Source organism: Nocardia sp. NPDC051570 (genome assembly GCF_044454005.1).
Taxonomy (GTDB): Bacteria; Actinomycetota; Actinomycetes; order Mycobacteriales; family Mycobacteriaceae; genus Nocardia.
Genome location: NZ_JBITDI010000026.1, coordinates 1 through 13,003, shown reverse-complemented (window position 1 = coordinate 13,003; position 13,003 = coordinate 1). Strand labels below are relative to the sequence as shown.

Here is a 13,003-nt window from a genome sequence, read left to right as displayed (position 1 = left end):
CAGTACGGGTAATACTGTAGAAATGGCCGAGACGGGACATGCCTCATCGTTTCACGCCGATCGGGTCGGCGAGACCGCCCAGCACCAGCGGCTCGTCGATGTCCTCGATGCGCAGGCCGCGATGCCGAGTGTGCAGCGTCTGCGCCGCTGGGCGCTGGACGCCGTCGGGGTGGAGCCCGGTGACCGCACCCTCGACATCGGGTCCGGCACCGGGTCCGAGGTGCTGGCCTTCGCCCGGCTGGCAGGCCCCACCGGCGACGCAGTAGGTCTCGACCCGAATCCCGCGATGCTCGAGGTGGCCCGCAAGCGTGCCGCAACCGCGAGAATCCCGGCGCATTTCGTCGAGGGCAGCGCCTATGCACTGCCGTTCGACGACGACTTCTTCGACCTCGTGCGAAGCGAACGGGTCTATCAGCACCTCGACCATCCCGACCGGGCCACCGCTGAGATCGCCCGCGTGCTGCGGCCGGGTGGTCGGGCGATGTTGATCGACAGCGATTGGGCGACCGCGCTCCTGCATCCGGGTGACCCCGCGGTGGTAGGACGCGTACTCCAGCACCTCCTGGGTCCGAACCGTAATGTCGGGAGACGGCTGCGCGGATTGTTGATAGCCGCGGGCTTCGAGATCGACGACGTCGGTGCGGGCGCGGCGCTGTGGGATCCGGCGACTGTCGTACCGCTGGCACGTACTGCCGGCGAACAAGCTGCGGCGGAGGGCGTGATCACCACGGCGCAACTAGCCACGCTGACCGCCGACTTGGATCGTGGCATCGCCACCGGCGACTACCACTTCTCGGTGACGATGTTCGCCGTGCTGGCGCATCGACCTCGAATGTCGCCGCGATCTTCATAGGCTCAACTGAACTGGGTGAATTGGAGGCCAGCCGGGATCGGGCCGGTTCGGGTTCGGACTCCGTTGCGGGATCGATCACGGTTCGGTTTCACGCCACTGCCATCGACTCTATCCTTTTGGGAGACAACGCAACCGAGCTCGAGGGGTATCTGTGACTGACACCGGAGAAGAGTCCGCTGACGCTGGCGTGCAAGAAATTCCGGCACAGATCGTAGTAACCGAAGCTCCGGCCGCAGTTGAGGCGCGCGACCAGCTGCTGGCGGCTGTCGGTGCCGAAGCTGAGAACGTTCTTGAAAGGTCTCCTGGAGAGCCGTCGGCGGCGCCCCGCGAGCGGATGCTCGAGACGGCCCGATGGCCCGCCGAATGGAGACGACCCCGGGTCAGTATTCGACGGTGATCTGGCAGTGGCTGAATTTCCCGGTTTCCACCTGGTCGATGAAGGCGGCGGCGTAGTCCTCGACGCTGACCCGGATGCTGCCGTCGGCGTTGACGAGCAGGTGCTCGCCGACGTGGTAGCGGCCGGTATGGCCGCAGTCGGCGAACGGGTAGCCGGGTGGGGAAACATAGATCCAGTCCAGGTCTTCGGCCTGCTGGTACACCGCGAGGGCGCGCGCCGCTGTGGTTGCGACGTCGTGGAATTGGGGGGCCAGGTCGGGGCTGTCGATCATTCGTAGACCGGGTTCGACTTCGAGAGTTCCGGAGTCGCCCACGCAGACCAGACGACGGACGTCGGCGGCACGCAGCCCCTCGACGAGACCTTGGGCCGCGGCGACCGTGGGCGATGGTTCTTCGGCGCCCTCGGAGGATGTTCTGATTGCCGAGGCGACCGCGTCGTGGCCTGCGGAAAGTCGGGCGACTGCCGCGGAGTCGGCGGCGTCGCCGATCACCAGGGTGATTCGCTGGTCGAGTGGCGCGTCGGTGGCACCGGTTCGGGTGGCGGCGGTGATCTGGTGGCCGCGCGTCAGCGCTTCGGCCGCGATGGCTCGCCCGATATGGCCTGTCCCACCGAAAAGTAGGATGCGCATTTCGTCCTCCTCGAATTCTGTTGCGGTGTAGTTGGATTCAGTTGAATACGGTGCTCGGTTCGTCGGCGATCTGCACCTGGATCAGGTGCGGGCCCGGCGTGGCGAAGGCCTGTTTCAACGCGTCGGCCAGTTCGGTGGTGGTGCCGACGCTGCGTGCTGGTATGCCGTAGCCGGCGGCGATGTCGACGAAGTCGATGCCGGGCAGGTTCAGTCCCGGTAGTTTGTCGTCACCGAGCCAGCTGCCGTAGTCCTTGAGGACCTGGTAGGCGCCGTTGTGCAGGATCAGGTAGGTGATGTCGAGGTGGTGCTGGGCGGCGCTCCACAGGCCGGTGATGCTGTAGTTCGCCGAGCCGTCGCCGATCAGAGCGACTATGGGGCGGTCCGGTTGGGCGAGGGCGACTCCCACCGCTGCGGGCAGTCCGTAGCCGAGGGCGCTGGCGGCGGCGCAGAAGAAACTGTTGGGTCGGGTGATCGGCAAGGCGTCCCACCACGCGCCCAATGACGGTGCCTCGAAAACCCAGGCGGTATCGTCGGGATGATTGTCGGCAAGAATCTGCAGGAACTGGGCTTCGGTGACCGTGGGGATGTCGAACGCCGAAATGTCCACTGGCGCGGGTCGTTTCATCGGCTCCGGTAGCGGCCGGGTGGCGGTCACCAGTTCGGTGAGCCTGTTCAGCGCCTCGGCGGGATCACCGACGATCGCCGCGCCGAGCGGTGATCGTGCGGCCTGGTCAGGGTCGGCGGTAACCAGTACCAGCTCGGTTCCCTCGCGGAGATACCGGCCTGGCTGCCAGGCGTGGTAGGGCAGCACCGCACCGCCGATCCAGGCGACGAAGTCGTAGGGCGCCAGCTGCTCTCGGACCTGACCCACGGTCGCGCCGAGAGTGCCTTGGTAACAGGGGTGCTGGGTGGGAAACGAGATCCGCGGGTACTCGTAGGTGCCGAATTTGACCGGAAGCCCTGCCTTTTCGGCCAGGGCGACCGCAGCATCCCAGCCGCCGTACGCGTCCACGTCGGGGCCGAGCACCAGCACAGGATTCTCGGCCGCATCCAATCGCTGGGCCAACCCCCGCAGTGCCGCGCGCTCGGCGATGGGTCGTCCGGCAAGGGGCCGTCCCAGCAAGTACGGCAGATTGTCGGTGTCGGCGGGCTCGTTCCAATCCGACAGCGGCACAGACAGATACACCGGCCCGGTAGGCGCGGTCGTCGCGCAGGCGACCGCGCGTGCCAGGGCGGCCGGGACCGCTTGCGGCGACGGCGCTTCGAAGCTCCATTTGACCAGCGGCCGCGGCAGAGTCGTCGCGTCGTGGTTGGTGAGCATGCCCTGCAAGGTGATCAGCGGGCGATACTGCTGGCCGCTCATGAGCACCAGCGGTGTTCCCGCCTGCCAAGAGTTCACGAGGTTGCCCATCGCCTGCCCCACACCCGCCGCCGAGTGCAAACTGACCAGGACCGGTCTTCCCGTGGATTGTGCGTAGCCGTCGGCCATCGCGAGACCGGCGCCCTCCTGCAGGGCGAGGATGTAGCGGAAGTCGTCTGGAAACCCTTGCAGGAACGGCAATTCGTTCGATCCCGGGTTGCCGAAGAAGGTGGTGACACCCAGCGATCGCAGGACCTGGTAGGAGGCTTCTCGTACCGTCGTCATCTGTACTCCCCTTCCGCGAGTGAGCGGGTCACCTTCCGCGAGTGAGCGGGTCACCCCTACGAGCATGGCTCTACTGCCTGGGACGACTTGTCAGTCGACCGGGATGCTGAGTTTGTGGTGGAACAGGTTGTCCGGGTCGTACTTGTGTTTGATGGCCTTCAGTCGGGGCAGATGTACGCCGTAGTAACTGTCGAACATGTCGCGGCCGTGGTCGGCTTCCTCGTAGTCGTCGTCGCCGATGTAGCCGCCGGAGGTGTACGGGTAGAAGATCTCGTACGCCGTGCGGATCCACTCGTCGAGCTTTGCGCCCATCTCGACCATGGTCGCGGTGTCTCCGGTCTCCTCCAGGAACACGCCAGAGGCCATGCCCATCAGCCACGAGCAGCCGCGGCTTTTGATCGCGGTGGCGTCGACCGGCGGCCCGGCGTTCGGGTCCAGACCCAGGAGCTGGATTCGCGCGCCATCGGCGGGTTGGGTGATCGCGTGTGCGGCGAGCGTGTGGATGAACTTGTCGGTGAACGGTTCGGGCACGAATCCGGCCTTGATTTTCATGTAGCGCAGGTGTTCTCGCCGTTCACGGCGGACATCGCTCAGGTCCGGGTAGAACGGGGCGGAGGTGTCCTCGAGGCCTTGCACTCGCATGGTCTCCAGGAAGTCCGCCGGTTGGATGTCGAATTCGTCGGTGGGAGGCAGCTTTTCGCGCAGGTCCGCGACGAGCGCGTCGCGTTCGGCATCGGTCTCGGTGGCCAGGGAGCCGAGGAACTGCAGGCGTTCGCGCCAGATGACGATCATCGGGTTGACTGCCGGCGGCGCGTGGAGCGAATAGTCTTGCAGCGCCTTGAACGTCGACACGAAGGTCGCGGTGTCGGTCAGGGGGTATTTGATGAAGAAGTTCGCCGGGGCGGCGGGCGCGGTGTTCAGCTGGACGGTGAGGCTGGTGATCACGCCGAACGAGCCGGTGCCACTGCCGCGGATCGCCCAGAACAGGTCCGGGTTGTGGCGCTCGTCGACGACGACCGCGGATCCGTCGGCCAGGACCATCTCGGCCCGCAGCAGGCGATCGGTGAGAGTGCCGTAGGTGCGCGAGTAGTGACCGTAGCCGCCGCACTGGATCTGACCGCCCACACCGACGGCGATGCATTCTCCGGTGGGCAGCATGAGCCCTCCTTGTTCCCATGCCTGCACCATCAGGTTGCCGGTGAGGGTGCCGCCGCCGACGGTCGCGGTCTGCCCCTCGCGGTCGATGCCGATGTCGTTCATCGCGACCATGTCGATCACTACCGCTCGCCCGTCCCGGCCACCCAGGCTGCCTCCCTCGAACGAGTGCCCGCCCGAACGGATGGCCAGCTGCGTGACCCCCGCCTCCCGGGCGCAGCGGATGATCTCCTGCACTTCGGCGGTGGAACGTGGGGCCACCACGCCGACCGGCCGCGGTTGCGCCAAGTAATTCCACGTCGCCGTGGCGTCGTCGAAGGTCGCATCCTCCGGAAACGACACCGGCATCGAGGGAAGACGATCGTGCACCAGATCCTTGAAGCTCACCATTGCGAATACCGCCCTTTCGATGGGTTGTCGGTGTCTCCGTCAGCAGCTCGAGGGATGGAGTTGCTAAAAGATAACCCACGGCAGATCTCATGCTGTTCGAATCGTTGGCGCCCCCAACATGACCACTTCCGACGGTAGCATGTCGTTGGTTACCCCAACAATGTGGGATGATCGACACCATGGCCAGAAAAACACACACTTCGGCGATGACGAAGCCCTCGCTGGCTCGACTTCACACCACGGCGACGTGGCTGCTGTATCAGTCGACATTGCGTACTGATCAGAAGTCGCTGCGAGTTATCTCCACGGCCGGATCGCGGCGCTATCACTACTCCGTGCTGGCCGCCCTGGACGAATTCGGCCCGGCCAGCCAAGCCGACCTGTGTCGACGCTGCGACATCGATCGCAGCGACATGAACGCGCTCGTCAACGGCCTCGCCAAGCAGCGGTGGGTGGAACGCACCCCCGACCCCGGCGACAAACGCCGCAACATCGTCACCATCACCCCGGCCGGTCGCCGTCAGCTACACCGCCTCGACCGCATCCTGTCCGAGCTCGACGAGGAGATGTTCGCGCCGCTGTCGGCGAGCGAGAAACATCAGCTGATCGACATGCTGGGCCGGATACTCGAGCACAACGCCTGATAGGGCCGCACGGCGAGCCGTCTCGTCGATGTCGGTCACCTCACATTGTGGGCAGCACCAACAATCAGTCATGATCAGTAGGCATCAACGTTGGCGATGCCAACGAAGTGGGCTCCCACTGGAACCTCCCGCTCGGCACGACCGCCGTCGGCATCGGCCGCCCTTACATCTACGACCTCGCCCCCGGCACAATCCAGCCCATCCCGCTGTATCTCAGCCGATCAACCGCATGACCGGCCTCTAGTTGCCACTTACCGAATGAGGTGGTTTTGATGGATAAAATGCGCTATCTCGACTATATCGCCCGGTACAACGCCGGGGATCATCGCGGCCTGGTGCAGAATTTCTACACCAATGACATTGGTCTGGTCGTATTCGGATACACCGTCGCCCACGGCATGGCGGAGATGCTGGAATGGTTGGAAACCATACATCTGAGTGTCGGGGAGACCATAGTTTCGGAAGAGGTCGAGTTCGACGAGTTCGGGTTGGAAATCTGGTCCCGCGCTCTCGAGGTTCTGGCCTGCCACCACGACTTCGATCTGTTCGGTGGTCGCATGATGCGGGCAGGCGAGATTCATCTCGTTCCGGTGTTCATTCACTATCTGACCCACGGCGACAGGATCGGTCGCGTCTTGATCGAAGAAGGCCGTGGTGTGCGGCAGGTGCTGCGGCCCGCGGTGCCCAGCCACCGGCTCGAGCAACGGCGCGGGCAGGTCGTCAACGGATCACGGAGCGAACGACCCCGCATCGCGCCCGCCGAGCCGGTTCTGGGGCGGGACTTCGGAGCGCGCCACAGCTGACAACGCGTTCACCAGCGCGGGCCTCTGCAGCTGGATCGCGGCGCTATCACTACACCGCGCCGGCCACCCTGGACGAATTCGGCCCGGCAGTCAGGCCGACCTCGGTCGGCGGTGCGAGATCGACCGCAGTGATATGTCGGCGGCCGAGAAACACCAGCTGATCGACATACTGGGCCGAGTTCTCAACACAACACCTGATCGGTTCGCCGGATGTCGGCCGTCTCACATCGTGGGCGGCACCAACGATCGGTCATCATGATCTAACGTTGGAACCACCAACGAAATGAGAGACAGCGACTGACCGCTGTCACTGCCAGCGTCTGCCGCGGTCGCCAAGTGATCGCTGATTCTTGTTGCCTAACTGCTCGTCGACTCGATTGGAGGATGCTATGCGTACTGACGGGGACACCTGGGACATCGTGAGCAGCGTCGGGGCAACCGCCCTCGGTGTGGCCACCGCGCGGGCCCTGGAGGCCGAGCAGCCCGATGCACTAGTGCGCGACGAATACGCCGCACTGTTCGTTGCGGCCTCCGATCACGAGGGCATGAATCGGCGGCTCGGTGACCCGGCTGCCCACGGGGAGTCGTCGCTGATGTCGGGCAGGATCGGCCTGCGCACCAAGTTCTACGACGACCACTTCCTGGCCGCGACCGCCGACGGCGTGCGCCAAGCGGTGATCCTGGCGGCGGGCCTGGATGCCCGCGCCTACCGGTTGGCCTGGCCGTCGGGCGCGGTCGTTTTCGAACTCGATCAGGCCAAGGTGCTCGAATTCAAGCGCCAGGTGCTCGATGAGCACGGCGCCGTGCCCGCCGTCGACCGTCGCGAGGTCGCGGTGGATCTGCGCGACGACTGGCCCGCCGCCCTGCTCGACGCGGGTTTCGATCCGGCCGCACCCACCGCGTGGACCGCAGAGGGCCTGCTGCCGTATCTGCCCGGCGCGGCACAGGATTCGCTGTTCGCCCGGATAGAGACGCTGTCGGCGCCGGGCAGCAGCCTGGCCCTCGACGCCCTCAACAGCGACGCTGATCTGGATCGGATAGCCGAATTCCAGGCCGAACATATGCGCAACACGCCCATGGCCGTGGTCGATCTGCGCGGCCTGGTCTACACCGACGAGCGCACCGAACCCGAGACCTGGTTCGCGGGCCACGGGTGGACGGCGAATTCGCTGAGTGTGCCCGACCTTTCGATCCGCTACGACCGCGCGCTGCCGCCGATGCCCGAGCCGTTCGAGCAGATGCTCCTCAGCTCCCGCTTCGTCACGGTCGCCAAACCCCGCACAGCTGCCACTGCATGACGTAGTCCTCGCACGGCTGCGTGCCGACGGTGAAAGTCTTCACGCCGACCTTGCCTGCCGTAGCACCGCCGAGCCCTCTTTGAATCTGGTAACTAGGAGCTTGCAATCGCTTCGAATCCCTCAGCGTACCGACCTGTGACACGCCCCCTATCGGCTTTTACACGCAGAGGATCAGTATGCTGCACGATTGCTCGGCGTCCTGTCCGAATCGGCCTTCGATCGAGGAGTCTGAGATGAGCAAACATACTGTCGCGGACGCATTGTGGGAGACGCTGGTAGGTGCGGGCGTCCGGCGGTGCTACGGGATCATCGGCGACGCGCTCAACCCGACGATCGATGCGCTGCGCCGTAACGGGCAGGTGGAGTTCGTGCATGTCCGGCATGAGGAGGCCGGTGTGTTCGCCGCGGTGGCCGATGCGTATCTGTCGGGTGTCCCGGTGGCGGTCTGCGGGACGGCAGGTCCTGGGGCGACGCATCTGCTCAATGGGCTGATCGACGCGAAACACGAAGGCGCACCGGTCATTGCGGTTGTCGGCGACACGGCGACCGCAGTCCAGGACACTCGCATCGTGGAGGCGATCAACCCTTACGACCTGTTCCAGGTCGCGTCCCTGTACACCGGGCGGATCATCAACCCCGAGCAGACCCGCGCCGTCGTCCAAACGGCGGTGCGCACCGCGATCGCCGAAAGTGGGCCGACCGTGATCGCGCTGGCCGGCGATATCGCGGCCGCCCCCGCCCCCAAGCACTCCTTCGAGGCGATTCGCGCCACCACCCCGGTCCTGCGCCCGAACGACGACGACCTGCGCACCCTGGCCGGCATGATCGACGCGGCTCGCGCGGTGACCATTTTCGGCGGCGACGGGTGCCGACATGCGCACGACCAGGTGGTGGCGCTGGCCGAGCGGATCAAAGCGCCTGTCGGTTACTCGTATCGGGGCAAGCAGTGGCTGGAAGGCGACAACCCCTACGGCGTCGGAATGACCGGGTTGCTCGGCTACGGCGGCGCCTACAGCGCCATGCACGACTGCGACCTCTGTCTGATGCTCGGTACCGACTTCCCGTTCCCGGAGTTCCTTCCCACGAAATCGAAGCTGGTCCAGGTGGATCGCCGGGCCGATCACCTCGGCCGCCGCACCCACCTGGATCTCGCGCTCGTCGGCGATGTCGGCGACACACTCGACGCACTGCTCCCCCTCGTCCGAGCCACATCGGACTCGGCCCACCTGGACAAGGCACTGCACAAGACCGCGATCTGGCGCGACAAGCTCGGCGCCTACGTTCACCGCGGCCCCACGACGACGCCGATACGACCCGAATACCTGGTTTCGGTCCTCGACACCATGGCCGACGACGACGCCTGCTTCGCCATCGACACCGGAACGGCCTGTATCTGGGGCGCACGCTATCTGACCATGAACGGGCGCCGGCGGCTGCTCGGCTCGTTCAGCTGGGGCAGCATGGCCAACGCGATGCCCTACACCATGGGCATGGCACTGGCCTACCCCGGACGGCAAACGATCGGACTGTGCGGCGACGGCGGCCTCACCATGTTGCTCGGCGACCTGCTGACCATCGCCGAACGGCGACTTCCGATCAAACTGATCGTGCTGAACAACAGCCGGCTCGACTTCGTCCACATCGAAATGGAGGAATCGGGCATGCAACCGTTCGGAACCCGGTTCACGAACCCGAACTTCGCTGATCTGGCGAAGGCGATGGGCCTCAACGGGATTCGCGTCGAACACTCGGCCGAGGTGTCGGACGCCGTCAAAGAACTCCTCGCCGCCGACGGCCCCGCACTCCTCGACGCCGTCGTCGATCCAGCGGCACTGTCCATGCCGCCGCACGTCAGCTTCGGCATGGCCGAAGGTTTCGCGCTCAGCCTCGCCAAACAAGCCCTGCACGGCGACCTCGGCGAGGTCGTCGACACAGCGACCCGAAACATCCACCTGCTGTAACCCACTCAACGTCCGGATTGAGGGCTGGCTGACCACCGGATCGAAATCTGGTCCTCGGGCTACCAGGGAGTGCCTGCCCCCGAAGGCACCCAGTTCGCTGAACTCAGTGCGAACCAGGTCTCGTCCCTGTACCAGGATTTGGTGACCACTCCGGGCACGAGAATGTCTTGGAGCCCGTACCACCGTGGCCGCCTTGGGCAGGACACCATGGCCCGTCCGACACCACGATCACCGGCAGGGAGGTTTTGATCCGGTTGCAATAGTCGCGACCACACCCGGTTCACACCGCAGATCACATGTCCTGCGCCGAAAGCCGTTGCGACAACCGACGGAAGGGATTCCGAACAAACTGACCGCGACCATCGAAAACCACCGTCTGACATCCTCATCGTACGCCGCAGCCCCACCATCAACTGAACATCTATACCGTTCAGCGCGCGACACGAACCGAGCACCGTCGCTGATCGCGCCTCAGTCGACCGGCGCCTCGGCCATCTTCCACCCGCCTCACTCTCCCCATCTCGATTATTGCAACAACGAGCGCCCCAGACTCACCGCAGTGCCACCCAAGCCCATGCCGCCGACCTCGCCACCGCCGCAGGCATTCCCACCCGCATCTTCCGCGATCCCGTCCAGACCCAAGCCCCGCCCTCCAGCACGCCGCCCACTGCCCATCCCAGCGGCGCAGCCGTGCCCTGCCTTTCAGCGCCACCGCCCATCCATTACTGGTTCAGCAACGACGTTCCTACTCAGCACCTCGCACATCCCTCCCCCGCACTCGCTTCCATACGCCTTTCTCCAGCCGACCCCCCACTACTGTCCGTTCCGCGTGAACCTTTCGGATCGCGACCCGGCCAACCTGCGATCCGAAAGGTTGGGCGAACAGTTCGGTGGCGTGGATGTCTGGACCCATCTTGCGGATTTTCGATGCGCTTGAGCTGACAGTGGATCGGGGTGTTATTTCCGAGCGGTTTTCACTGTCCAGAACAAGGTGTGTCCACGGCCCCTTCGGGGACGAATTCCTCACGGACAACCGTGAGACCGATCTGCGTGAGCCAGGCTCGATAGGTGGTGGCGTCATGTGGCTCCACCACATGGGCTCGTCTCCACCGAGCCAGCTGGTGTCGATCCCTGTCCAGGCGTGGTGGCCGGTGGTGGCGACGAACCATCTGCCTGGACGCAGCCACTCGGCGCCGTCTTCGGGGGCTGCCGAAATATCGCAAGTCGTTTCCGGCCCCCGCCGGCCTGGCACGGCCGCGGTATCGGATGCCATCCCTGTGGAGCCTACTTCTGATACCTACTACGTATCCGGAAGTGTCGTAGGCGGCTATGCCGCGCGGAGGCCGGGCGGGCAATACGTCCCGCCGGGCCGACACACGAGAACATGCCCTTAGCGGGGAAACCCCGTCAAGATCAAACTGGCCCGGAAGCCCCCGCTGGGCGGTGGCAGGCTTGAACGCCAGCCCGGCGCGCGAGAAACCGTGTGGTCGAAAGGTTGTCAAGGCGTCGACGGTCACGTGGCGGGATAGGCCCGGCCGCTGAGCGGCCGGGCCCCTGACCTGCCTGTTAGAGCTTCTCGCACCGGGTGACGTCGCCGGGTGGGCCAGCGGCGACGGTGCACTTGCTCGCGGGGCCGCCTCCGCCATCGACGCCGGCGCCTCCGTCGATGGTGCCGGGCGCCAAGCCGGTGTTGCCCTTGCCCTGGGCGCCCTGGGCCTGGCCGGCGCCGCCGGTCACGTTGATGATGTTGGCGCCGTTGACGCCGTTGATCGCGCCGGCGTTGGCGTCGCCGCCGTTACGGCGGCCGTCGCCGAGTGAGCTGCCGCCGGTCACCGATATCTTGTCGCCCCCTCCGCTGCCGTTGATCGTGCCCAGGTTGCCGTTGCCGCCGGTGCCGTTGCCGCCAGAGTCTGGTTCCGGTCACGCCGTACCTGGCTGACCTTCCGCAGGAGGTCACGGTCGTGTCCAGCCCAGGGACCAGCTGTAGTGCTGTCGCGATTGGTGGCTACGCGACACGTTGCCGACTCCGGGTTGATTTAACAAGTGACGTCGCAGATGGCGACCGGGATCACCCGCGCGGGCGCGATCGCCATCACGGACGAGGACGAGAGCAGATCCCCCTTGTCCGACCTCCTCAGCGTCGGCATCAACCTATCGCCATCACCAAGCACGTATCGCCATGCGGGCCGCTGTCTCCACGTCCTGTCCATTGATCACCGCGGTGAGCACAACCCGAAGTAGCCCGCCTGCGAGCCGAAACGCCTCTGAGGACGAGTTGAACTCGTCGTATCCCGCTCGGTCGACCCGCAAGGTTCCGGCGGGAAGTATCGGCTGCTCAGGCGAGTCGGACAGGCCGGTGATCACGCCTTGGGCGAACTCGGCGGGCAGTCCTGGGACCAGGGGCTTACTCAGGCTGCTGACACTGGTTGCGGGGTTGTCGAGCCCGAGCGGCTCGGTGGCGACGAGGACCTCGAAGAAGGTCTCTCTACCCGCCGAGGGACAGAACTCGCCGCCGAGCAAGGCTCGCGATATCATGCCACCGTGGCCGCGCCACAACTCCACGACTGCCCGCGTCGGTGTCAAGTCCTTCCTGGCGGGCTCGGCCGGACTGGCCCGATGAAGCAACGAGCCGCTGACGTAGGCCGCTGACGGTTCGTCGGCGGATATCGCGACCTTCCGTCCATGTACTTCGTTGATGATCATCTGGGCGGCAACCCCCATGCGTCTCGATATTTGTTGTTGAAGTATTCAGGGAACTGGTTGATGACCTCGGGATCATAGTTCTTGCCGAATGGGTGTGTCTTCATGGCCTCGGCGTGCGCGTCGTCATAGGACATTCCCTGGCGCATCAGTTGCGCCTCGGTCATCTCGTGCGACATGAAGTTGCTTTCTCCCTCAGTCAGAGATCTGCCGTTGGCTATCGACTGGTCAATGCGACTGATCATGGCGTCGTTCACGGGAGAGTGATCCAACGTGGACAGGTGCCTGGCCACACCATCCAGGTCTGCTCGGTTGTATGAGGCGGTACCGTTCCAATTGAGAACAGCACCCCTCGCCCGCGCCGTCTCCGGGTCGATACGGCCAGGTGGGTGGGCCCGACCATATTCGTCATAAGCCCACACCGGAATTTCGGCATATCCGTAGGGCTGCTGAACGCCGCCGCCCTCTCCGTCATGCTGGGGGCCGTTGCCAGTGAGGTCGAAGCTGTTGATGGGGTCGGCGTTGGCGT

The 13,003-nt window shown here is 65.2% G+C and carries 10 protein-coding genes and 1 pseudogene; 5 read left to right on the top strand and 6 right to left on the bottom strand.

What is annotated here, in order from left to right:
- Window positions 1-22 precede the first annotated feature (22 nt).
- The gene (locus tag ACIA76_RS39390) at window positions 23-853 is read left to right on the top strand and encodes a methyltransferase domain-containing protein (RefSeq protein WP_397159938.1); all 831 of its coding nucleotides are present in this window, start codon (window positions 23-25) and stop codon (window positions 851-853) included.
- Window positions 854-1,233: 380 nt separating this feature from the next.
- Here the strand turns inward: ACIA76_RS39390 and ACIA76_RS39385 are convergent, their stop codons facing one another.
- From ACIA76_RS39385 to ACIA76_RS39375, 3 genes are all read right to left on the bottom strand, one after another.
- Window positions 1,234-1,878, bottom strand: coding sequence for an NAD(P)-dependent oxidoreductase (locus tag ACIA76_RS39385; RefSeq protein WP_397159936.1), 645 nt, complete (start codon window positions 1,876-1,878; stop codon window positions 1,234-1,236).
- Window positions 1,879-1,915: 37 nt separating this feature from the next.
- On the bottom strand, window positions 1,916-3,523 hold the full coding sequence (gene mdlC / locus ACIA76_RS39380; protein ID WP_397159934.1) for a benzoylformate decarboxylase: 1,608 nt from the start codon (window positions 3,521-3,523) through the stop codon (window positions 1,916-1,918).
- 90 nt (window positions 3,524-3,613) lie between these two features.
- Entirely contained in the window at window positions 3,614-5,068 is a 1,455-nt protein-coding gene (locus ACIA76_RS39375; RefSeq protein WP_397159932.1) for an FAD-binding oxidoreductase, read from the bottom strand.
- A 206-nt stretch (window positions 5,069-5,274) separates the two neighbouring features.
- Between ACIA76_RS39375 and ACIA76_RS39370 the strand changes: the two genes are divergently transcribed.
- The 4 genes from ACIA76_RS39370 to ACIA76_RS39355 all read left to right on the top strand — a co-directional run bounded on the left by ACIA76_RS39370 (window position 5,275) and on the right by ACIA76_RS39355 (window position 9,774).
- Window positions 5,275-5,712 (top strand): MarR family winged helix-turn-helix transcriptional regulator, encoded by a 438-nt coding sequence (locus ACIA76_RS39370; protein WP_397159930.1) that lies wholly within the window; start codon window positions 5,275-5,277, stop codon window positions 5,710-5,712.
- Window positions 5,713-5,984: 272 nt separating this feature from the next.
- Window positions 5,985-6,515 (top strand): hypothetical protein, encoded by a 531-nt coding sequence (locus tag ACIA76_RS39365; protein WP_397159928.1) that lies wholly within the window; start codon window positions 5,985-5,987, stop codon window positions 6,513-6,515.
- A gap of 389 nt (window positions 6,516-6,904) precedes the next feature.
- Complete coding sequence (locus tag ACIA76_RS39360; RefSeq protein WP_397159926.1) at window positions 6,905-7,813, top strand: class I SAM-dependent methyltransferase; 909 nt, start codon at window positions 6,905-6,907, stop codon at window positions 7,811-7,813.
- Between the two features lie 233 nt (window positions 7,814-8,046).
- Window positions 8,047-9,774, top strand: a complete 1,728-nt coding sequence (locus ACIA76_RS39355; protein ID WP_397159924.1) for a thiamine pyrophosphate-dependent enzyme — start codon at window positions 8,047-8,049, stop codon at window positions 9,772-9,774.
- A 1,566-nt stretch (window positions 9,775-11,340) separates the two neighbouring features.
- Here ACIA76_RS39355 and ACIA76_RS39350 read toward each other — a convergent pair.
- The 3 genes and pseudogenes from ACIA76_RS39350 to ACIA76_RS39340 all read right to left on the bottom strand — a co-directional run.
- The gene (locus ACIA76_RS39350; RefSeq protein WP_397159922.1) at window positions 11,341-11,607 is read right to left on the bottom strand and encodes a hypothetical protein; all 267 of its coding nucleotides are present in this window, start codon (window positions 11,605-11,607) and stop codon (window positions 11,341-11,343) included.
- A gap of 327 nt (window positions 11,608-11,934) precedes the next feature.
- Window positions 11,935-12,309: a hypothetical protein gene (locus ACIA76_RS39345; RefSeq protein ID WP_397159920.1), complete on the bottom strand. Its 375-nt coding sequence runs from the start codon at window positions 12,307-12,309 to the stop codon at window positions 11,935-11,937.
- A 164-nt stretch (window positions 12,310-12,473) separates the two neighbouring features.
- A pseudogene (locus ACIA76_RS39340) lies at window positions 12,474-13,003 on the bottom strand (hypothetical protein); the annotation flags it as partial.